At 56.5% G+C, this 19,827-nt stretch carries 21 protein-coding genes; 9 read left to right on the plus strand and 12 right to left on the minus strand.

The features are described 5' to 3' along the window. Positions 1 to 126: 126 nt before the first annotated feature. Both HFN16_RS04435 and HFN16_RS04440 read left to right on the plus strand, forming a co-directional pair. Positions 127 to 297, plus strand: a complete 171-nt coding sequence (locus HFN16_RS04435) for a hypothetical protein (protein ID WP_168889554.1) — start codon at positions 127 to 129, stop codon at positions 295 to 297. A gap of 542 nt (positions 298 to 839) precedes the next feature. Continuing rightward, positions 840 to 1,337 (plus strand): rubrerythrin family protein, encoded by a 498-nt coding sequence (locus HFN16_RS04440; RefSeq protein WP_168889555.1) that lies wholly within the window; start codon positions 840 to 842, stop codon positions 1,335 to 1,337. Between the two features lie 258 nt (positions 1,338 to 1,595). On the opposite strand, the gene HFN16_RS04445 is transcribed toward HFN16_RS04440, so the two are convergent. The 3 genes from HFN16_RS04445 to HFN16_RS04455 all read right to left on the minus strand — a co-directional run bounded on the left by HFN16_RS04445 (position 1,596) and on the right by HFN16_RS04455 (position 5,955). Next, positions 1,596 to 2,987 (minus strand): ankyrin repeat domain-containing protein, encoded by a 1,392-nt coding sequence (locus tag HFN16_RS04445; protein ID WP_168889556.1) that lies wholly within the window; start codon positions 2,985 to 2,987, stop codon positions 1,596 to 1,598. A 150-nt stretch (positions 2,988 to 3,137) separates the two neighbouring features. After that, entirely contained in the window at positions 3,138 to 3,506 is a 369-nt protein-coding gene (locus HFN16_RS04450) for a response regulator (protein ID WP_168889557.1), read from the minus strand. Positions 3,507 to 3,537: 31 nt separating this feature from the next. Further along, the gene (locus HFN16_RS04455; protein WP_168889558.1) at positions 3,538 to 5,955 is read right to left on the minus strand and encodes a PAS domain-containing hybrid sensor histidine kinase/response regulator; all 2,418 of its coding nucleotides are present in this window, start codon (positions 5,953 to 5,955) and stop codon (positions 3,538 to 3,540) included. A 207-nt stretch (positions 5,956 to 6,162) separates the two neighbouring features. Between HFN16_RS04455 and HFN16_RS04460 the strand changes: the two genes are divergently transcribed. After that, positions 6,163 to 7,032: a radical SAM protein gene (locus tag HFN16_RS04460; RefSeq protein ID WP_168889559.1), complete on the plus strand. Its 870-nt coding sequence runs from the start codon at positions 6,163 to 6,165 to the stop codon at positions 7,030 to 7,032. Positions 7,033 to 7,146: 114 nt separating this feature from the next. Here the strand turns inward: HFN16_RS04460 and HFN16_RS04465 are convergent, their stop codons facing one another. The 4 genes from HFN16_RS04465 to HFN16_RS04480 all read right to left on the minus strand — a co-directional run bounded on the left by HFN16_RS04465 (position 7,147) and on the right by HFN16_RS04480 (position 8,730). Then, the gene (locus HFN16_RS04465; protein WP_168889560.1) at positions 7,147 to 7,512 is read right to left on the minus strand and encodes an Hsp20/alpha crystallin family protein; all 366 of its coding nucleotides are present in this window, start codon (positions 7,510 to 7,512) and stop codon (positions 7,147 to 7,149) included. An 11-nt stretch (positions 7,513 to 7,523) separates the two neighbouring features. Next, positions 7,524 to 7,937 carry an Hsp20/alpha crystallin family protein gene (locus HFN16_RS04470; RefSeq protein WP_168889561.1) on the minus strand — a complete coding sequence of 138 codons (414 nt, stop codon included), beginning with the start codon at positions 7,935 to 7,937 and terminating at the stop codon, positions 7,524 to 7,526. A gap of 137 nt (positions 7,938 to 8,074) precedes the next feature. Continuing rightward, positions 8,075 to 8,263 (minus strand): Trm112 family protein, encoded by a 189-nt coding sequence (locus HFN16_RS04475; RefSeq protein WP_168889562.1) that lies wholly within the window; start codon positions 8,261 to 8,263, stop codon positions 8,075 to 8,077. A gap of 68 nt (positions 8,264 to 8,331) precedes the next feature. Continuing rightward, positions 8,332 to 8,730: a response regulator gene (locus HFN16_RS04480; protein ID WP_168889563.1), complete on the minus strand. Its 399-nt coding sequence runs from the start codon at positions 8,728 to 8,730 to the stop codon at positions 8,332 to 8,334. Positions 8,731 to 8,827: 97 nt separating this feature from the next. Here HFN16_RS04480 and HFN16_RS04485 point away from each other — a divergent pair, with 97 nt between their 5' ends. Together HFN16_RS04485 and HFN16_RS04490 are read left to right on the plus strand one after the other, a co-directional pair. Continuing rightward, a complete protein-coding gene (locus HFN16_RS04485) occupies positions 8,828 to 9,688 on the plus strand; it encodes a PHP domain-containing protein (protein WP_168889564.1) in 861 nt (286 codons plus the stop codon). 8 nt (positions 9,689 to 9,696) lie between these two features. Continuing rightward, positions 9,697 to 10,446, plus strand: a complete 750-nt coding sequence (locus tag HFN16_RS04490) for a DUF362 domain-containing protein (RefSeq protein ID WP_168889565.1) — start codon at positions 9,697 to 9,699, stop codon at positions 10,444 to 10,446. Between the two features lie 642 nt (positions 10,447 to 11,088). On the opposite strand, the gene HFN16_RS04495 is transcribed toward HFN16_RS04490, so the two are convergent. Together HFN16_RS04495 and HFN16_RS04500 are read right to left on the minus strand one after the other, a co-directional pair. Next, positions 11,089 to 14,334: an efflux RND transporter permease subunit gene (locus HFN16_RS04495; RefSeq protein WP_168889566.1), complete on the minus strand. Its 3,246-nt coding sequence runs from the start codon at positions 14,332 to 14,334 to the stop codon at positions 11,089 to 11,091. After that, complete coding sequence (locus HFN16_RS04500; RefSeq protein WP_168889567.1) at positions 14,335 to 15,468, minus strand: efflux RND transporter periplasmic adaptor subunit; 1,134 nt, start codon at positions 15,466 to 15,468, stop codon at positions 14,335 to 14,337. It abuts the gene before it with no gap. A gap of 126 nt (positions 15,469 to 15,594) precedes the next feature. Here HFN16_RS04500 and HFN16_RS04505 point away from each other — a divergent pair, with 126 nt between their 5' ends. Then, on the plus strand, positions 15,595 to 15,924 hold the full coding sequence (locus HFN16_RS04505; protein WP_168889568.1) for an antibiotic biosynthesis monooxygenase: 330 nt from the start codon (positions 15,595 to 15,597) through the stop codon (positions 15,922 to 15,924). A gap of 3 nt (positions 15,925 to 15,927) precedes the next feature. Here HFN16_RS04505 and HFN16_RS04510 read toward each other — a convergent pair whose 3' ends face one another. Then, complete coding sequence (locus HFN16_RS04510; RefSeq protein ID WP_168889569.1) at positions 15,928 to 16,533, minus strand: molybdenum cofactor guanylyltransferase; 606 nt, start codon at positions 16,531 to 16,533, stop codon at positions 15,928 to 15,930. A gap of 58 nt (positions 16,534 to 16,591) precedes the next feature. Between HFN16_RS04510 and HFN16_RS04515 the strand changes: the two genes are divergently transcribed. From HFN16_RS04515 to HFN16_RS04525, 3 genes are all read left to right on the plus strand, one after another. Then, positions 16,592 to 17,446: an alpha/beta hydrolase gene (locus HFN16_RS04515; protein ID WP_247648443.1), complete on the plus strand. Its 855-nt coding sequence runs from the start codon at positions 16,592 to 16,594 to the stop codon at positions 17,444 to 17,446. Beyond that, complete coding sequence (locus HFN16_RS04520; protein ID WP_168889570.1) at positions 17,447 to 17,872, plus strand: DUF2784 domain-containing protein; 426 nt, start codon at positions 17,447 to 17,449, stop codon at positions 17,870 to 17,872. Between the two features lie 102 nt (positions 17,873 to 17,974). Next, a complete protein-coding gene (locus tag HFN16_RS04525) occupies positions 17,975 to 18,250 on the plus strand; it encodes a hypothetical protein (RefSeq protein ID WP_168889571.1) in 276 nt (91 codons plus the stop codon). Between the two features lie 748 nt (positions 18,251 to 18,998). On the opposite strand, the gene HFN16_RS04530 is transcribed toward HFN16_RS04525, so the two are convergent. Both HFN16_RS04530 and HFN16_RS04535 read right to left on the minus strand, forming a co-directional pair. After that, positions 18,999 to 19,598, minus strand: a complete 600-nt coding sequence (locus HFN16_RS04530; protein WP_168889572.1) for a LysE family translocator — start codon at positions 19,596 to 19,598, stop codon at positions 18,999 to 19,001. Positions 19,599 to 19,623: 25 nt separating this feature from the next. After that, on the minus strand, positions 19,624 to 19,803 hold the full coding sequence (locus tag HFN16_RS04535; protein WP_168889573.1) for a hypothetical protein: 180 nt from the start codon (positions 19,801 to 19,803) through the stop codon (positions 19,624 to 19,626). Positions 19,804 to 19,827 lie beyond the last annotated feature (24 nt).

A 19,827-nucleotide genomic window follows, 5' to 3' on the forward strand; every position in this document is an offset into this window, starting at 1 on the left:
AGGAAAACCGAACAAGTCTATCGAACAAAACAATTGGATTGCGGCTCACGAGTTCCGTAGGTGTTCAGTCATAGAGAAACGCCTGAGGGCGACCTGTTTGAATGTGAAGGAAAAAGGAGAACAATCATGAGCATGGAATGCGATACCCGACTGGCTATGATGGCCCTGCGTGAGCGCAACCACGCCGCAGCACCGCGACGCAATAACAGCCGCACTCGCCGCTTCAGCGCCGCTGCCGCCTCCTCTGTTGCAGCCATGGCAACTTTTGCCCTGACGCTCTTCACACGCAGCGTATAATTCTTCGGGAGCTCACGCTCCCCACAACATGCGGGTTAGAGCCGCGCTTATCCGGATACCATCATCCTTTCCGTCCGGATAAGCGCGGCTCTTTTTTGTGCGATGGGACTCGGCTGTCCATAGCGGCACATCCGCTGCGTTAAGTGAATTGTAGGCGAGTCTTCGAGCCGTACAAGATCTTATGCCTCAGGTATGCTAGGCGTGATTCAATCCTCACCGTAGCTCCGCTACGCCTGCGGGTGAATCGTGCCCGTCGCCTTGCGGCTGCACCACTCTGGTCAGCCTCACGGTGCGGAGTATTCGATCATGACCTTCCATTATTAGTCACTTCAGCCATTCGATGGATTCATCTATTTCTATATAACTGGTATAGAGCTGGTTGGAATGGGTGATTTCACTATATTTTTCAATAATAAACTACATGATTTTAGTTGGTTAATAAATAAATAGTAATTATTATCATTTTTTTCTTGAATCATTTGTTTGAGTTCTGTAAAACAGAGTCCGAACAACGCAACCAACCCCTATGAGGAGATACCATTATGAGCAAGACCCTTGAGAATCTGAAAGCAGCGTTTGCAGGCGAATCCCAGGCTAACCGTAAATACCTCGCTTTTGCCGAGAAAGCCGAGTCCGAAGGCAAGCCCGGCGTTGCCAAGCTGTTCCGTGCTGCCGCTGCTGCCGAAACCATCCACGCTCACGCTCACCTGCGTCTCATGAAAGGCATCGGTTCCACCGAAGAGAACCTCAAGGCCGCCATTTCCGGCGAGACCTACGAATTTGAAAAGATGTACCCCGAGATGATGGATGACGCCAAAGAAGAAGGCGAAAACGCTATCCTCCGCTACTTCGGCTTTGCCAACGAAGCTGAGAAAATTCACGCCGAACTGTACACCGCAGCCCTCGAAGCTGACACCGACAAGTTCGCTGAAGCCGAGTTCTACATCTGCTCCGTCTGCGGCCACACCCAGGACGGCGAAGCCACCGAGAAGTGTCCCATCTGCGGCGCAGCTCCCAAGGCTTACCACAAGGTAGACTAGCACGTGCATCGGCTCCGGATAGCGGCCCATCTGCGTCGTTGCCGGGCAACGAGTGAATCCTCACCGTAGCGCTGCTACGCCTCCGGTTCACTCGAGCCCGCCGTCTAGCAGCTGCACCACTCTCCGAAGCCTTACAATAGAAATTAAGAGGGCAAGCTCTATTGAGCTTGCCCTCTCTTTGTGGCTCGTTCTTTTTAGCTTCATTTCAATAGAGAATTTACAAAGAGTTTGCGAACTTCAAAGCTATCATTCGAATACTTACTGCTTCAACTTCTCTTCAATTTCATCAGGCATGGGCTTCACGGTATAGCCGTCTTCCATCTTTATTTTTTGCATGTCTGCAATGACTTTGGCTTTTATATCTCCAGCCTCAAGGGGATACCATGCCTGATAAACAGCAACGTAGGTGTTTCTATGCTTCCCAATAAACAACACACCTTCTGTTTCAGAACTGTTGCACCTGAGAAGGTAAAGCTTGTGATTGTCTGACTGCTCAACAATCTGAGTAGTTGAGGATTCAGCGCACTGAGGAATAATCTTCGCCTTTACAGCCTGTTGAATGGTGTCAAAGGAATATCCAGGTGCATATAGCCCCATAACGCTGTAAAAATGGGTCCAATCCTTGATTGATTCCTTTCTCGGAAGGCTCTCATAAATGATCGTACCTCCGTTTTGCTTAAAGCGAGTCTTTATGTTGTTTGCAGTCTCTTCTGTTTGCGCCCAAACCGGGGTAGGATAGGTCAAATTGACTTCATGGATAAACATGCTGTGCGACAGACGAACTTCGGACGCTTCAGTCTCAAACACAATCGGCGTGGTGTCCAGTTTTGCAGGCCTTTTCGCATTGGGATAATCTTCAAATGTCATGCCTCGTTTTTCCAGCCAATCGACAACACGCCATAGCCACATATATCCATCAATTCTAGGATCTTCTGCAACGACGCGAGACTCTAGGGTTAAGTCGATCACAGATTGAACAGAAAAGTCGAGAGGAGGAGGCGATACATGGTGATAGTTGATGCCTTTTTCAAGCCAATATAAAACCATTTTATAATTGGCTACTTCCGCCAACCGAGTGATCACAGATCTACCACCAGAGACGATACGATCAACATCAGCGCCAGCACTAACAAGGTATAAGAATATCCTCTCTTGCTCTGACAGCAATGCCCACTCAATAGGTAACTTCCCTCTATCTAATCCTACAAGATTGGGATCAGCATTTCCTATTTCGAACATCATCCGTAAATAATCTAGGCTTAGATTGCTCGAAGTAGGAGAACATTTTCGAACTGCCCAATGAAGAGGGGAAAAGTCTGACCCTTCAATTTGAAAATTGGGATCAGCACCAAGCTCCAACAACCGCCGGAAACCTTTTTTGTTGGGGTGCTGTAAAACCCACACAAGGGGCGTGTATCCTAAAGGATGATGGGCGTTGACATTTGCCCCTTTGGAAACCAGTTCATCTATCTCCTCAATGTCACCATCAGATGCTGCTTCAGCCAGTGCTTGAGCCAACTCGTCACCAGGAAACATATCTTCAACACTCATTGCGTATATCGGCTTCACTTTCCCGTTTTTCGCTGGCTGATTACCGCAACCACACAAAGCAATGAGGAAAATGCATATCATGAGTAACAGTTTTTTCATTCTCTCTTCCCGGTACTAGGTTCAATTTCAAAAGGGCTTTTATGATATTTTCTAAATGAAGTTAAGGCGACTAAGTCTCTGCACACAAAAAAAGAGCGAGAAAAGCCATAGGGCTTTCCTCGCTCTTTACTCAATCAAAATCGTGTCGTGCTATTCGCCGACTGCAGCCTTGACGGTTTCCACGAGCTTGCGGGTGTCGATGGGCTTGGTGAAGGTTTCGACAACGTCGAAGACCTTGGCCAGTTCCACGATGGCTTCGGGGTTGAAGGCCTCACCGCCGGAGATGGCGATGAACTTGTGGGACTTGTCAGCCTTGATCAGCTCGCCCATTACCTGCAGGCCGCCCTTCTTGGGCAGGAAGATATCCACGATACTCAGATCGATGTCACGATCCTGACAGAGGCGCACAGCCTCTTCACCGTCCGCGGCCTCGACCACGGCGAACCCTTCCGCCTCAAGCACGGACTTGAGCAGTTCGCGGATCATGGGGGCATCGTCAACTACGAGAATGGTCTTCATTGTTACTGCTCCTTGCTTGGTAGGAATACCACTATGACTGCATATCGTCAGTTATATACTGTAGCGCGGTTTTCACTTCAGCTTCAAGGATTTTAAGCTCCTCTTCGGCTGAATTCACATCTTTTTGTTTACAGAAAAATTCCACCTGCTCGGCCACGGCTCCGGCGCGCTCTGCGCCTACGGTTCTGGACGAGCCCTTGATGGAGTGGGCGAGACGTTTGGCCTCTTCCCAATCATGGTTTGCCATATACGAAATCAATTCCTCTAATTCTCCCGGAATGTCACGCAGAAAAATCTCATCCATGCGGGTCAACAGGTCCTTTCGTCCCCCGAGCATATCCAGTGCGCCCTGACGGTTGAAGCTGTCGACAGCACAGGGAGCATCTTCCGCACCGGTCTTCTCGTCGCCGCACAGGTCAGCGCCGTGCATCGCCCGGGCCAGCGTGGAATAGAACTCAGTCATCTTAATGGGCTTGGCGATGTAATCGTTCATGCCCGCTTCCATGAACCGCTCCTTGTCGCCCTTGAGGGCGTGGGCGGTGATAGCCACGATGGGAATCTTGGGATCCGTCGCGCCGGAGTTGGGATTACGGATGGCGCGAGTGGCGGATATACCGTCCATGATCGGCATCTGCACATCCATGAGGATGATATCGAACCGGTCCTTCTTCACGGCCTCCAGCGCCTGAGCGCCGTTCTCCACGCAGACCACGTTGTGTCCCTGTTCGATGAGCAGGGTGGACGCCAGCTCCAGATTGAGCTTGTTGTCGTCGGCCAGCAGCACCTTGAGGTTGGAGAGGCCGAGGGACTCCAGATCCAGCGTCGCTTCAATATCACGGGCAACGTTGGCTTCGTCACCAATGATGAACTTGGCGGTAAAGGCGAAAGTGCTGCCCTTGCCCTCTTCGCTGGCGATGCGGAGGCGGCCCTGCATCAACTCGACCAGCAGCGTACAGATGGACAACCCTAGTCCGGTGCCGCCGTGCTTGCGGGTCACGGAGTCGTCGGCCTGCAAGAAGGACTTGAAGATCGCCTTCTGCTTATCCTTGGGAATACCGACACCGGTATCGGTGACAGCGAATTCCAGCACCACCTCATCACCCTTCTTGGGCTTGGGTGGGGCGGAAACCAGAGAGATATCGATGGACACGCCGCCCTGTTCCGTGAACTTGACCGCGTTGGACACCAGATTGATGAGCACCTGCTTGAGCCGGTAGGGGTCGCCAACCAGTACATTGGGCACGTCGTCGGCAATGGAATTATCGAGGAAGAGCGACTTGTCCGACGTCTGCGTACGGTGAATGTCCATGGCGGAATCCAGTGTCTTGCGCAGGTCGAAGTCGATCTTCTCCAGCGTGAGCTTGCGCGCCTCGATCTTGGAGAAATCAAGGATGTCGTTGATGACGGACAGGAGGGAGTTGCCCGCCTGCATGACCCGCTGGAGATAATTGGTGCGCTTGCTCTCGTTGACGGAACGCAGGGCGAGCTCGGTCATGCCGAGCACCGCATTGAGCGGGGTGCGGATTTCATGGCTCATGTTGGCCAGAAACGCCGACTTGGCGCGGGTAGCCGCGTCCGCCTTCTTCATGGCCGAAACCAGCCGCATGGACTTGTTGGTCAGCTCGGAGTTGGCCTTTTCCAGCTCCTTGGTGCGCTGACGAACACGGTCTTCCAATCTGTCGTGCGCCTTTTGCAGATCATCCTCAGCCCTCTTTCTGGCCGTGATGTCGATACCGAGCACCATGATCATGCGCTCGCCGGCCGAGTCGGTCATGGGGCTGCACTGCAAATGGAAGGTCCGGCCCTTGCTGTCGGTCCAGTCCCACTCCACGGCCCGGTCCTGTTCCATGGCGGCCATGGGCGGACAGGCGTTGCAGTCAGACTTGGAGCACTCCAGGGCTTCCTTGCAATTCTTGCCCTTGGGGCTGCCGAAATACTTACGGAAATATCTGTTGGCGTACCGGATGCTCTTGTCCGGATACAGGTGGTAGACAATACCGGGCAGAGATTCCATGAAGAAAATCTGACGCTGCTGCTCGCGACGCAAATCCTCATCGGACTTGCGCAACTCGGTCAGATCAAGGGTGGATACGGCCAGCCGGACCACGTCGCCCCATGGGTTGAAGACCGGCACGATGGAGTGCACCAGATTGCGGTCGTCCACCTCTTCTTCAAAGCGGACAGAAGCCCTCTTTTCGATGGCGTCCTGCACCTTCTCCCGTCTGATTGCGGCCACGTCCTCCGGCAAAAAGGAGTACACATCGTGGTTTTCCAATTCCTCGACGGACTTCAGCCCCATCAGTAACGCCGCAGCCTTATTGGCGGCAAGGATGTGGCCATTGACGTCCATGACGAATGAGGATTCGACGGCCGAATCCAACAGGGCGCGCGACGTCTCATCGATGGAGACATAAGATCTGGTAGTACTTTTATTCAGCTTATCCGACATAGGCAGCAGGCAGTGTCCAATTCAAAATAACGTTTTCAAGCAGTTGCAACCCAGCATTGCGTGGCGTTCTTATCTACTCATAGCACAATACTTCGTTAATATGGATTAGAAAATGCCATTCTTTTGAGCAATTATTTCCATGACACGACCGAGCCTCGCTTTCTCTGCCGGGTTCCCATCCGAAAGCCCGGGTGATATGTTCCCTCCATGGATTACGAAGGCAACATCATCCGGCCCCCAAGCGAGGCCCACAGCATTCTGCTCCAGGTCACCCTCGGCTGCTCCCACAACAAGTGCTCGTTCTGTGGGGCATACACGGACAAGCGGTTTGGCATCAAATCGCCCGAGATCGTCCACAAGGATATTCTCTTCGCGGCCAAACACTGCCGCCGCCAACGCCGCCTGTTTCTCTGCGACGGCGATGCGCTCATCCTGCCGCAGGCCCGCCTGCTCGAAATACTGGCCGACATCCGGGAGCACCTCCCGTGGGTGCTGCGAGTAGGCACCTACGCCAGCGCCAAGAGCCTGAAATCCAAAACCGATGAAGAGCTGGCCGAACTCCGGGACGCCGGTATCGGCATCCTCTACATGGGCCTCGAATCCGGCGACGACACCATCCTCAAGGCCATGAACAAGCACGGCGACTCCGCGGCCATCATTGAGCAGGGCCGCCGCGCCCGACAGGCGGGATTCAAGCTCAACGTCACGGTCATCAACGGCCTCGGCGGCGAGGAGCGCTCCATGGAACACGCCCGCGCCACGGCCCGCGCCCTGTCCGAGATGGACCCCGAACAGATCGGCGCCCTCTCCCTCATGCTCGTGCCCGACACCCCGCTCCACGACCAATACGAGCGCGGTGAGTTCGTGCTGCCCGATGCCCGCGGCATGCTCCTCGAAATCCGCGAAATGCTCGCCGGACTCAATCTCACCAAGGGGCTCTTTCTCGCCAACCACGCCTCCAACTACCTGCCCCTCAAGGTCCGTATCCCCAGCGGCAAGGACAAGGCGCTGGCAGAGATCGACGCCGCACTGGCAGGCGACCGCGGCCTGACGCCCGAATGGATGCGGGGGCTGTAAGCTCTTCGACCTTTCCCCTGACACCGTAAGGCTTGTGAGGATAAAAAAAGAAAGGCCCGACAACACAATGCTGTCGGGCCTCCCTTCAGGTGATGGCAAACAGGGGCTGAATGGCTACCCCTGTATAATCTCAATTTTCTTGGGCTGAACCTTTTCGACCTTGGGCAAGTGCAGTTCCAGCACGCCGTTGTCGAGGTTGGCCTTGATGCGCTCGCGATCCACGATGTCGGAAATGGCGATGGAGCGCACGTATTCGCAGTCGCCAAACTGCATCTCCACGAAATGCTCGTCCTCGGAAGGGGCCAGAGAAGTGCGTCCGGTGACGACAAGCTCGCCTTCCTGCAGATCGATGCTCATGTTTTCACGTTTCACACCGGGCAAATCCATGAAGATGTAAAATCCGTCCTCACGTTCGAGGATATCGGTGGCGGGACGGTACCGGGTCAAATTGCGTTCTTCGGTTTTGACAAGTTCGCTCATTGGATACCTCCTTAGGCCACGTCGATGGCGATGTTGCGGGGCTTGACTTCGGCTGCCTTGGGCAGGGTCACGGTCAGAACACCGTCGGTTATGGTGGCGGTGACGCTGTCACGATCAACGGGCACACCAATGTTTATAACTCTGTGGAAAACGCCGCCGGGACGTTCCTGACGATAGTATTTTCCTTCAGGTGCGGAGCGTTCACCCTTGAGGACAAGAGTCTTGTCCGTGAGGGTCAATTCCATGTCTTCGAGGGCTACGCCGGGGACTTCGGCCCGTACATAAATGTTGTCCTCGTCATTGCTCAAGTTGAGCGGAGGGTATGCCAGTCGGCGATCGTCGCCCATCGGTGACTTGAAAAACTCTTCGAACACTCTGTCAAAGCGAGATGGGAATTTGTAAAGCGTATTAAAATCGATAACCATAGATGGACCTCCTTTTTTCTCTCGTTGACCAGAGAATAGGCACGCTTTTTTTAACGTCAAGACCACCTGTGGAAAAAAATTTGCTCCGCACCCGAAATACGGATGCGGAGCAAGAAAAAGTCGGTATATGGTTCGACCTATTTGGAGCCGGTCCACTCCTTTTCAGGGATGGCCTGGTCCACCAGCATGATGGGGATGTCATCCTTCACCGGGTAGACAACCGCACACTCGGGACAGGACAGACCTTTACCGCCACGAACGACGTTGAGCTTACCCTTGCATTTGGGGCAGGCGAGCAGTTTGAGTAGTTCTCTGTTCAGAGCCATGAATTCCTCCTTTGGATGCCGGGAAAGTACACATCTCCCGGCGGCGTGGCAACTATGCAGTGCACATGTCACGCGGGCAGGGCAATCCCCAGCATCTCGCGCACGGTGGCCACGGCTCCCGCCTCGTCAACGATCTTGGTCAGCATCCGGTCCGCCCCGGCCCCCATGGAATCAACGCGGTTCTCAAGGGAACTCTCGCCGGACAGAGCCAGAATGGGCACGGGATTTCTTCTCTGCTCCCGCTCCAGCTTGCGAATGGCGCGGATAGCATCGACCCCGTCCATAAGCGGCATGATGATATCCATAATGATCAGGTCGAAATTCTTTTCGGCAAACAATTCCACGGCCTCTTCGCCGTCTCGCGCCTCGGTAATCTCGCATTGGAGATCGCCCAGATAGTGACTGAGCAGCGCCCGGTAGTTTGGACTGTCGTCCACCAGGAGTATGAAATACAAAGAATCACGCATGGAGCTTTACCTGCCTCGTGCTCACCTGTTACACATTTCACCATCCCCAGTGTATCGCACACCACCATGAAATCAACCTCAAGGGACAAACTATAATATGAGTATCGATCTGCACACCCACTCCACGGCCTCGGACGGCACCATGAGCCCCACCGAATTGATTGAACACGCCAAGGAAGTGGGCCTGAAAGCCATTGCCCTGACCGACCACGACACTTTTTCCGGCGTGGAGGAAGCCATGGCCGCGGGCGAACGCCTCGGCGTGGAAGTCATTCCCGGCTGCGAACTGAGCCTTGAATCTCCTGACGGTGCAGGCTGGATGCATGTGGTCGCGTTGTGGATTCCGCCGAATCCCAAGCCGCTGAAAGAGGCCTTTGACTGGGTCATCGAAGGGCGCAAGACCCGCAACCACGAAATCGTGGAAAAACTGCGCACCCTTGGCGTGAATATCACTTACGAAGCCGTGGCCGCCCGCGCTGGCGGCACCATTGGCCGCCCCCATTTCGCGCAGGAGATGGTTTCCCTCGGCGTGGTTTCTTCCGTGAACGAAGCCTTCAAGGTGTGGCTCGGCGACAACGGCCGCGCGTATGTGCCCAAACGCAAGCTCATGCCTGAGAAGGCGCTGGGCATCCTGAACGAGATCGGCGCCACCTCTATTCTGGCCCACCCGTTCGCACTGGGCCTGAACATGGCCGACACCGAAAAGTTGGTGAAGGATCTCCAAAAGTTGGGCCTCGACGGCATGGAGGTCATCTACTCCGAACACAGCGACTCCGACACCAAGGCCTACAGGGAAATGGCTGAACGCCTCGGCCTGCTGGTCAGCGGCGGCTCGGATTTCCACGGCGCGGTCAAGCCCAAGATCAGCCTCGGCAAGGGCAAGGGCGCCCTGCACATCCCTGATGAACTGCTGGAAAAGATGAAAGAGGATCGCCGCGCCAAGGGGCTGCCGGTCTAGGATTCCTCATGGTCGCAGTCATTGATTTCACTGAATGCAAGGCCTCGGTACGCGAGGCCTTCCTTGCTGCCGACGGCCCGTCCGTAATTGCCGGGTTCGACGCCATCCTGCTCAAGCCCAATCTGGTGACGGCACAGCCGTTCCCCATCACGACCAGCCCGGACTTCACAGCCGCCACCATCGAGGCGATCCGCGAACACACCGACGCTCCCATTGTGGTGGCCGAGGGCTGCGGCTCCGCCACACAGGAGACGTACGAAATTTTCGCTGCGCTGGGCTACGTGGATATGGCCGCCGAATACGGCGTGGAGTTGCTCGATCTCAACCACGCGCCGTTGGTGCAGAAGTCCAACCCCGACTGCTCGGTCTTCCCGGAGATATGGTTGCCCGAGGTCGCCTTCACCCACTGCATTGTATCTCTCCCGGTGCTCAAGGCGCATTCCCTCGCCACCATCACCGGCACCCTCAAAAACATGATGGGCTTCCCGCCACCCGCCCACTATCAGGTCGGCGGCAGTTGGAAGAAGTCCGCCTTCCACGGTCGCATGCACGGGGCCATCAAGGATTTGAACCGCTACGTCACCCCGCATTTCACCCTCATGGACGCCAGCGTCGGCATGGCTGACTATCACCTCGGCGGGGCAACTTGCCAGCCACCGATCGGCAAGGTTTTGGCTGGTGTTGATGGATTGGAGATTGATCGAATGGGTGCCGAGTTGCTGGGCATTGATTGGCAACAGGTGGGGTATTTGAGGTAACTCTTTTCGAAAAGAAGAGAAGAAATAAGGAAGGCCGCCTTTTGGGCGGCATTTTTATTGACCTATCCCTGCCGGGGGCGTCCTGCGCGGACGGCGGTTCTTTCTTGGCTGAGCCGCCCCAAGAAAGAACCAAAGAAACGCGGCTTTTGATATCCCCGCTACCCCTTCGGGCTAGAATCTGATCCAGATAGTCAGCCTTGAAGCGTGCTGCGCGACTTGTCGCTGCCGTTAGCTGCACGTTCTTGACGGCTAACAATCTGGTCAGCTTCTACACACGATGGGGTTTAATGCTAAGCCCGGTCTTCGTATGTTTTGTAAAGAGAGATACAAAGGGCGGTCGTCAACTTCGTTCGTACAGACGAAGACATGCACCAGCCCTTGATTCAAGCGGCTTAGAAACTGACCAAGCGGTAGGCAGCGAATTGTTTTGATTGTGGCGTAGCGCAGCGAAGCATCACAAGCAAAAAGCTGCCAGCTTGGATCAGATTCTTGCCGACGAATCACAAGGCGGCCACTCCACGAAAGCGCGTTTTTTGCTTCATTTTTGTCGCGCAAGACAAAAAGAAGTCGGCCTTCAGGGCCGAAAGCCTCTTCATCAAATCGCGGCTGATAAGCCGCCTCCTTATTTGATTTTCACCCTAATCATTCATCCCCATACAACGCATAATACCCACTCGGCACCACCACCAACGTAAACAACGTCGACGCAACCAACCCAAAAATCAATGCCCAGGCCAAGCCTGAGAAGATCGGGTCCAAGGTAATGGGCCACGCGCCCAACGCAGTCGTCAGCGCCGTCAACACGATGGGCCGCATGCGCACCGCGCCTGAACGGACAATGGCATCCTTGAGCGGCATGCCGTTCTTCACCTCGCTTTGGATGAAATCGATGAGCACCAGCGAGTTGCGGATGACGATACCGCCCAGCGCGATCATGCCGATCATGGAGGTGGCGGTGAAGAACACCGGATCGCCGAAGCCTCCCACTGTGTCACCTGCGATGAGATTCAACAGCCAGAAGCCGGGCATGATGCCGAGCAGCGTCAGCGGAATGGCGGACATGATCAACAGCGGCATGATGAAGGAGCCGGTCTCGGCCACCAGCAGGATGAAAATGCCGGTCAGGGCTGCGGCATTGGCGAGCCCAAGATCGCGGAACACGTCGAGGGTAATCTTCCATTCACCCTCGCCCGCCCATTCGGCCTCGGTGCCGGGTGGCATGAGATCGGTCTTCAGTTCGGATTGCAGATCAAGCACGGCCTCGCCGGGCGGGATACCTGCGGTGTCTGCAAAGACATAGGCCACGCGCTTGAGGTTCTTGTGATAGATGGGCTGCTCTGCGGGAATCTCTATGAACGTCCCCAACTCGGCCAGCGGCACCATGGCTCCGGTGGCGCTCTTCATGCGCAACTCGCCAAGGGTATCCGGCCCGGTTCGCAGGGCGATGGGCAACACCATTCGCACAGGAAGCGGCTGACGCTCGCGTGGCAGATGCACCGTGGCAGGCGCAGCGCCCGAGAGCGCAAGGCGCAACGTCTCCACCACATCGGCGGCTGTGACGCCGTGCAGGGCCGCCTTCTCCTTGTCGAGCACATAGTCGACCATCATACGGTCCGCTTCTGCGGAGTCGTCGATATCCACCAGACCGTGCCTCACAGCCATGAGGGACTCCACATGCTTTGCCCCGTCGATGAGGGCGGCATACGGCAGTGTGGGCCGCCCGTAAATCTCGGTGGTCAACGTAGCGATGACCGGCGGACCGGGAGGCGTTTCGATGAGTTTGAGCTTGGCCCCGTTGCGCTCGGCAATGGCGTGCAGCTCGTTGCGGAGGCGCAACCCGATGGCGTGGGACTGCATGTCTCGCTCAGACTTATCCGCCAGATTGATGCGGATGTCAGCGAGATTGGGCATGTCACGCCAATAATAGTGACGGACCATGCCGTTGAAATCCATGGGCGAGGGCTCGCCCGCATAGGTGATGTAGTTGGTCACTTCCGGCACGGTGCGCAGGAAGGTCTCGAACTCGCGCAGGGTCCGGTCCATACGCTCCAGCGTAGTGCCTTCATCCATATCCACCAGCAGTTGCAGCTCGTTCTTGTTGTCGAACGGCAACATCTTGAGCGGCACCAACCGCATGAGTACCAACCCAGCACAGAGGCCAAGGCCTGCCACGATGCCCAGCAGGAGCAGACGGCGATTGCGCGGCGCACCGAGGAACGGAGTAATGGCCTTTTCGTACACGGCGAGCAGTCGCTTGTTCACGCCCGCACCGTTCTTTTCCGGAGATGTCTCGGCGACCTGCGGCGCACGGTTTTTAAGCAGCAGATAGGCCATCCACGGCACCACGGTCAGGGCGGCCACGGTGGAGAAGGTCACGGTCAGCGGCACATTGGCAGCCATGGGCGCCATGTACGGCCCCATCATGCCGGTGATGAAGAAGAGCGGCGTGAACGAAACGATGATGGCCAGCGTGGACATGATGACCGGGGGCAACACCTCTTTGACGGCGTCGAGGGTCGCATCGAGCGGCCCCTTGATGCCCATACGGATATGCCGCTGGATATTGTCCACATTGGTGATGGGGTCATCCACCACAAGGCCCAGCGACAGGATCAGGGCGAACAGCGTCACCCGGTTGATGGTATAGCCGAACAGATAGTTCACGAACAGGGCCAGCGAAAAGGACATGGGCACAGCCAGCGCCACCACCAGGGCCTCGCGCCAGCCAAGGGCAAAGGCGAGGAGCGCCACTACGGTAATGATGGCAAACAGAAGGGACGAGAGCAGTTCGTTGACCTTGGCCTGTGCGGTCTCGCCGTAGTTACGGGTCACGGTGACGGTGACTCCCTCGGGCAGCACGTCGCGCTCCAGCTCTTTCACGCGGTTGACCACGGCCTCGGCCACGGCAACGGCGTTGACGCCCTTCTTCTTGGAAATACCGATGGTCACGGCAGGCCGCGACGGGCTGGCGTCCTCCTGCCCGATCTTGGCCAGATAGACATCCGAGAACCCGATGCGGGAATAGGAAGTGGGTTCCTCCGGGCCATCCATGATGTCAGCCACATCGCGCAGGTAGACGGGCTTGCCGTCGAACACCCCCACCACCAGCGAGGCGGCATCGTGTGCCGAGAGCAGGAAGGCCTGACTCACCACCGCGGTCTGTCGGTCGCCGGACACGAAATCGCCCGCGGTCAGGGAACGATCAGCACCCTTGAGGGCGGTGTAGACTTCCAGCGGCGAAACATTGAACCCGGCCAGACGGTCCGGGCTGATCTCCGCCCGCACCTCGCGGCTGCGGCCCGAGTGCAGGGAGACGCGGGATACATCCTCCACCTCGGCCAATCGGTGGAATAATTCTTCGGCCATGCGGCGCAGATCAAAATCGGTGTAGCGGTCTTCAAATCCGTGGTCCGCGTGAACGGTCAGGGCCACGATGGGAACATCGTCGATCTCCACCGGTTTGACCACCCAACCCGCCACAATGGCCGGGGCCAGATCCTGATTCTTGAGGATGGTGTTGTGCAACTTGATGAGCGAATCCTCGCGGTCTTCGCCCACGAAGAAGCGCACGGTCACGGTGGTCATATCCTTGCGCGAAGTGGAATAGACGTACTCCACGCCGTCGATCTGCCACAGCAACCGCTCCAGCGGCGTGGTCACGAGCTTTTCCACCTCTTCGGCAGAGGCACCCGGCACCTGCACCAGCACATCGGCCATGGGCACCACGATCTGCGGCTCCTCTTCGCGCGGCGTCACCAGAATGGCGGCGATGCCGAGGAGCAAGGCGGCCAACGCAAGGATGACCGACATCTGTGACGTCAGAAAAAATCGAACAATAGACGGCAGCACACCAGTGGTGCGGCCTGAATCAGGGGAAACGGAGCTCATCTATTCGGCCTCCGCCTTCATGCCGATGCCCACGGTCTCGCCGCCGGATAAACCCGACAGAACCTCGACCTTGTCGCCATGGGATTCACCGGAGCGAACATAGGCTGATTCCCAGCCCGAATCAGTCTTGACCATGACGGTCTCCAACTGTCCGACGCGGGTAACGGCCGCCTCGGGGATCAGCACGGACTGACGCTCGCCAAGGGGCACCTCCAGTCGCCCAAACATGCCGGGATAGAGGCCGGGGACCTCTGGCAGACGCACCTTCACCAGAAAGGAACGGGTCACGGGATCAGCCAGCGGCTCGATCTCGTCCACCACGCCGGAGATGGGCTCGTCGCCGCCCAGCGCAGTCACGACCACGCCCAGCATATCGCCGATGCGCACCCGCCCTATGAGAGACTCGCGGACCATAGCTTCCAGACGCAGGCTGGCGCCGGTCTGCAAGGTAAGCAGTTCCTTGCCCGGAAAGGCCAGATCGCCCGGCTCGGCCAAACGCCTTGCCACCTCGCCGTCTTCCTGCGCTGTGATCACTGTGTAGCCGAGGCCGATCTCGGCTTCCTGCACCACCTCGGAGGCTTCACGCGCCTGTGCCTGTACAGCGGCCAGCCCCTGCTTGGCCTGCCCCAGCCTCGACTGGGCCTGCAAGTAGGCGGACTCGGCCTGCTCCACCTCTTCAGCAGTTACGACCTTCTGATCGTGGAGCTGCTTCATACGTCGATAGGTGGATTCCATCTTGTCGAAATCCGCCTTGGCCCCGCTCAGACCGTCCTTGGCCCGCGCCACCATGGACGCGGCAGACTGACTGGCCTGCTTGGAACGCTCAAGCCGCGTCTTGGACGCACGGCTGTCCAGTATCAACAGCTCCTGCCCTGCCGCGACCTTGTCCCCCGGACGCACCATGACCTTGAGCACACGCCCTGTCACCTGCGCTTCCACGCGGATGTCAGTGCGCGCCTTGACCGTTCCCACCGCTTCATGCAGACGCGGCAGTTCGGCCAGCTCGGCCACAACTGTGGATTCAGGGGTGTACGCCCCACGTTTTTCCACGGTGGGCAGAGGTTCGGAACCACAGGCCGCGAGCATTGTCACGACCAGCAACAGCAAGAGGGATACGCATGTTCGTCTATTCATAGATGGCACATACCACGGAATAGTTATCATCCGCTACTATGATTCTCTAAATTCAACCACTCGCCAAGACAGGAAAAATAAAGTACGTCTCTTAATTATCGTTTTGACTATATGGAGAGAGAAATAATGATAGCAAGAGAATGGCGGTGCCGGTGTTCCAAGGAGACACTGGACGCATTCGTGGAACATCTGTTCGAAACCGGAGTGAGAGATACGCAACGGACATGCAGTTGCCGCGGCACGCAAGTGCTGCAGCGCGAGCTGGACGACTGCGTCGAAATTACGTTGTTAACCTATTGGGACTCCATGGAATCCATGGTCCTGTTCAAGGGAGAAGAGTACAAAAACACGCAGCCATGCCCACAGGGAAAGGATTTCGGCATCAAGCCGGACCACCAAGTGACGCACTATGAGGTCATGGAGACCCTGAGCACCCACTACTTTCCGGGGGAGTAACGGCTACAGCCCCAGTTCGGCGGCCATCTCGCGTGCCCGTTCCAATTCCTCGGGACGGTTCACGTTGTAGAACGACAGGAACTGCGGATCACCGTCCTGCAGCTGACTCACAGGCACCTCTTTGACGCGCACATGCTCGAAGAAGCGGATGATCTTGAAATCCTCGCGCTCCAACTGGGCTGCGATGTGCTCAAGGCACCGCTTTGAGTACACTGCGCAGAGCGGCTCGCGGTAGCCGTCCTCTTTCAAGGGAATGACCACGTCGTCCTCGGGAGTCACCTGGGCCAGCAATCGTTCGATGAGGCCGGGCTGGAGAAAGGGTGCATCGCAGGCTGCGAAAAAACCGTGGGTGGCGTTGATGGCGTCGAGCCCGGCGTGGATACCGGTAAGGGAGCTGCGCGCCTCAAAACGATCAAGAGCCACGGGCAGGTTGTGCTCTTCAAAATCCCCGGGCTCACGCGCGGCGATGACGATCTCGGGAAAGATCGGGCGGTATACGGCCAGCAGCCGTTCGATGATGGTCTCGCCACCAATGTCGAGGAGCGCCTTCTTAGTATGCCCCATGCGTGTGCCCAATCCACCTGCCAGTATGACGCCTGCGATATTCATGACCGGCACATTAGATCAACAGGAAGCGAATGGGAAGGGGTCCACAAAAGGTAAAGTGGTGTGTATAACCCTGGTTATGGATACCGCGATCAAAATTATCGGTGCGGCCTGCCTCTGCTACGTCGCCGTGGCTGCCTGGGTGTATTTCAACCAGCGCAAGATGCTTTTCGTGCCGCGCAAGGAGTTGGTGGCCACGCCCGCCGACATCGGCCTCACCTATGAGGAAGTGAACCTCAAAAACGGTCTCGGCCAGCGCATTCATGCCTGGTGGCTGCCCCACGAGAACCCGCGCTTCACCGTGCTCTTCTGTCATGGCAACGCCGGCAACATTTCCCATCGTCTGGAAACCTTCCGCATCTTCCACCAGCTCGGCCTGTCCGTGCTCATTCACGACTACTCCGGCTACGGCCAGAGCGAAGGCTCGCCCTCGGAAAAGGCGACCCGCGCCGACACATGGGCCGCATGGGAGTGGCTGACTGAGGAAAAGGGCATCGATCCCGCCACCGTAGTGTTGTTCGGTCGTTCACTGGGCGGTGCCGTGGCTGCGGAACTGGTCAGCGAGCTGACGCGCGAAGGCGTCACTCCGGCGGGCGCGATCTTCGAGTCCACCTTCACTTCGGTGCCGGACATGGGCGCCTACATGTATCCATGGCTGCCCGTACGTCAGTTGGCCCGCTATCGCTACAACAGCGCGGCGGTGCTCCAGCAGGTAAACATCCCCGCCCTCTTCGCCCATTCGCAGGAGGACGAGATCGTCCCCTATGCGATCGGCGCAAAGCTCTACGAGAGCTACCCCGGCCCCAAATCGTTTCTGGAGCTGCGTGGCGATCACAACATCGGATATCTGGAGATGGGTGAGGATTACGTGAACGGTCTGGACCGTTATCTGCGCGAACTGGAAGGGAACAAGTAGATGACTGACGGCCAGATGATTCTCCTCGCCGATGTCATTCTGGTCCTGCACTTCTGTATCGCCATTTTCCTGACATACGGCCTGCCCGTGATCTGGCTCGGCGCGTGGCGCGGCTGGAAGTTCGTCCGCGCCCCTTGGTTTCGCTATACCCACGCCGGATTGATGGGATTCGTGGTGCTCGAAGCCCTTGCCGGGAAGCTCTGTCCCCTGACCATCTGGGAGGCCACCCTGCGCCGTGCCGTGGGGCAAGACGGCCCCGGTGACGGGCAGGGGTTCATCGCCCATTGGGTCGGGCGGCTCCTGTTCCACGACTTCGAGCCATGGGTCTTCACCGTGGCTTATGTGGTCTTTTTTCTGGCCGTATTGGGCACTTTCTTTTTCGTTCCGGTTCGGAAAAAACTGAATAAACGGGAAAATGCGTCCTGATCATTTAGGTTGCTTAATATTTCTTTATACTGAAATCATTACATTTTGTTTTTTGTGCACAGGATTTGCTCTATATGGGGCATTCCATCAAGGAGGAACAAAATGCCTGCAACCGATCTTTCCACGCCGTTCGATTTCAACATCGACAATCTGAGTCAGAAGATTCAGAAAATCCGTGACCGCAAGGGTGAAGCTCGCGACAACACCATGGATGACGCCATGAACGTGGTGGAGCAGAACCTTGGCCGCCAGGAGACCCATCAGGCTTCCATGGCCCTGCAGGGACTGTCCGAAGAGCTGGCCGCGCAGGAAGCTGCCATCTACTCTCTGGACCCCGCCAAGGTGGCTCAGCTCATCGCCGATCCCTTCGAAGACTAACCCCCTTCGAGCACGATATTTCTCAGGCCGGATTTGCCCTTTTCGGGGCGAATCCGGTTTTGTGCTTGCCTTTCACTTCGCCCTTTAATATATTGTGATAATTGCGTGTTTATTAAAATACGTGTCCCCGCCCGGTGATCTCTCCCCATTTGATAAGAATTTTCATTTTTATCTCCAGACCTGTCCAACGGTTGCGTCATTCTGACCCACTTTCTGTCCGATTCCGCTTGCTCTGTTTTTCTGGGAGTAGTATAAAAGAATCAAAGGCAGAGGCCCCTTCAACAGTAAGGGGGAACAGGAAACCAAAACGGAGGATGGGGGGAAATAGACACCGATAACTTCTTCGAGAAATGTGGCGAATTGAGTCGCCCTGTTCACAGAAAGAGCAACGTGCGCCAAGCATAACGAACCAGGTCCCGCCATAGAGTGTATAATTTGAGATGTCGGGAAGGTTCCAAGCCGGAGAATCCGGCCCGGCGCACTTTTTTTGTGGTGTACGCCGATTGCTGCGTTGCTGCGAAAAACTCAGACCCTTGCGTATTGGAATACGCGGCGGTCCTGAGTTTTTCTTGCGCCTTGCACTCGACGCACCCCACAAAAAAAGTATTTATCTCGGTGTTACGGTTGTCGTTGATGGCGAGGTCATTGATGATGCCAACTTGATATTTCAATATGAAGGGGCCTGCCCTGCGCTAATAACGCGGGACAGGCTCCTTTTATTTATGCGGCTTGACCAAATCGGGGAGAATTATCCAAGCACGCCAGAGAGGCTTAATGCGCAGTAGAGGAGCAGGGAGACGAGGGTGATGTTTACCCAGAGGCGGACCTTGGGGATGTAGAGGAATTTGCTGATTCGTGTTCCGGCGAATGCCCAGAGGGAGACCGAGGAGAAGGACATGACCGCAAGGATGATGGCGGAGATGGCCAGCGCCTTGGGGTGGGTGGACAGGGAGGCGAGGAACGTCGTGTACAGGGTCAGGCCGAAGACGATGCCCTTGGGGTTGAGGGCCTGCAGCACAAAGCCGTGCTTGAAGGCCATGGGGTCCCGCTCTTCCTGATCAAAGGCGTAGGTGGCGCGGGCCGTGCCGTAGGTCAGGTACAGCAGGTAACAGACGCCCAGTGCGCGGAGTATGGGCTCGACTGACGGGATAGTGGTCAGCAGTTGCTTGGACACGAAGGCGCACATTGTCATCAACAGCAGGGTGCCGATAGCATTGCCTATGAGAAAATGAAGCGAGCGTCTGTAGCCGTACAGCATACCCATGGCGGCACTGGTGATGGTACCGGGACCGGGGGTGTAGACCGTGACCATGACAAAAGCAAAAAGCGGAGCCAGTTCGATACCCATGAGTTCTCTCTATACAGGTCGGCCGCTAGTGAAGCTGGCCAACCACAATTGAAATGACAACGGCTGCAATGGCCCAGAAGGCCACCTTTGCCGCCCCCGCGCAGCCGCGGGCAACGGTCGGCTCGGCCTGTGACGAATCCTCCATCATGAACAGCGAACCAACGAAATGACACGGATGAGAAATCCCCAAAAAGTCTGCCTTCATGTCAGCCTCCTTTGGCAAGATCAT

The organism is Pseudodesulfovibrio sp. zrk46, assembly GCF_012516435.1.
Classification (GTDB): domain Bacteria; phylum Desulfobacterota; class Desulfovibrionia; order Desulfovibrionales; family Desulfovibrionaceae; genus Pseudodesulfovibrio.

Bases quoted from the DNA above. Each gene is read 5' to 3' on its own strand.
- HFN16_RS04480 (WP_168889563.1), bottom strand. From the start codon at position 8,730: ATGCGTGATTCTTTGTATTTCATACTCCTGGTGGACGACAGTCCAAAC.
- HFN16_RS04520 (WP_168889570.1), top strand. From the start codon at position 17,447: ATGACTGACGGCCAGATGATTCTCCTCGCCGATGTCATTCTGGTCCTG.
- HFN16_RS04500 (WP_168889567.1), bottom strand. From the start codon at position 15,468: ATGAATAGACGAACATGCGTATCCCTCTTGCTGTTGCTGGTCGTGACA.
- HFN16_RS04510 (WP_168889569.1), bottom strand. From the start codon at position 16,533: ATGAATATCGCAGGCGTCATACTGGCAGGTGGATTGGGCACACGCATG.
- HFN16_RS04475 (WP_168889562.1), bottom strand. From the start codon at position 8,263: ATGGCTCTGAACAGAGAACTACTCAAACTGCTCGCCTGCCCCAAATGC.
- HFN16_RS04435 (WP_168889554.1), top strand. From the start codon at position 127: ATGAGCATGGAATGCGATACCCGACTGGCTATGATGGCCCTGCGTGAG.
- HFN16_RS04505 (WP_168889568.1), top strand. From the start codon at position 15,595: ATGATAGCAAGAGAATGGCGGTGCCGGTGTTCCAAGGAGACACTGGAC.
- HFN16_RS04470 (WP_168889561.1), bottom strand. From the start codon at position 7,937: ATGGTTATCGATTTTAATACGCTTTACAAATTCCCATCTCGCTTTGAC.
- HFN16_RS04485 (WP_168889564.1), top strand. From the start codon at position 8,828: ATGAGTATCGATCTGCACACCCACTCCACGGCCTCGGACGGCACCATG.
- HFN16_RS04460 (WP_168889559.1), top strand. From the start codon at position 6,163: ATGGATTACGAAGGCAACATCATCCGGCCCCCAAGCGAGGCCCACAGC.
- HFN16_RS04450 (WP_168889557.1), bottom strand. From the start codon at position 3,506: ATGAAGACCATTCTCGTAGTTGACGATGCCCCCATGATCCGCGAACTG.
- HFN16_RS04490 (WP_168889565.1), top strand. From the start codon at position 9,697: ATGGTCGCAGTCATTGATTTCACTGAATGCAAGGCCTCGGTACGCGAG.
- HFN16_RS04495 (WP_168889566.1), bottom strand. From the start codon at position 14,334: ATGAGCTCCGTTTCCCCTGATTCAGGCCGCACCACTGGTGTGCTGCCG.
- HFN16_RS04465 (WP_168889560.1), bottom strand. From the start codon at position 7,512: ATGAGCGAACTTGTCAAAACCGAAGAACGCAATTTGACCCGGTACCGT.
- HFN16_RS04440 (WP_168889555.1), top strand. From the start codon at position 840: ATGAGCAAGACCCTTGAGAATCTGAAAGCAGCGTTTGCAGGCGAATCC.
- HFN16_RS04525 (WP_168889571.1), top strand. From the start codon at position 17,975: ATGCCTGCAACCGATCTTTCCACGCCGTTCGATTTCAACATCGACAAT.
- HFN16_RS04455 (WP_168889558.1), bottom strand. From the start codon at position 5,955: ATGTCGGATAAGCTGAATAAAAGTACTACCAGATCTTATGTCTCCATC.
- HFN16_RS04445 (WP_168889556.1), bottom strand. From the start codon at position 2,987: ATGAAAAAACTGTTACTCATGATATGCATTTTCCTCATTGCTTTGTGT.
- HFN16_RS04535 (WP_168889573.1), bottom strand. From the start codon at position 19,803: ATGAAGGCAGACTTTTTGGGGATTTCTCATCCGTGTCATTTCGTTGGT.
- HFN16_RS04530 (WP_168889572.1), bottom strand. From the start codon at position 19,598: ATGGGTATCGAACTGGCTCCGCTTTTTGCTTTTGTCATGGTCACGGTC.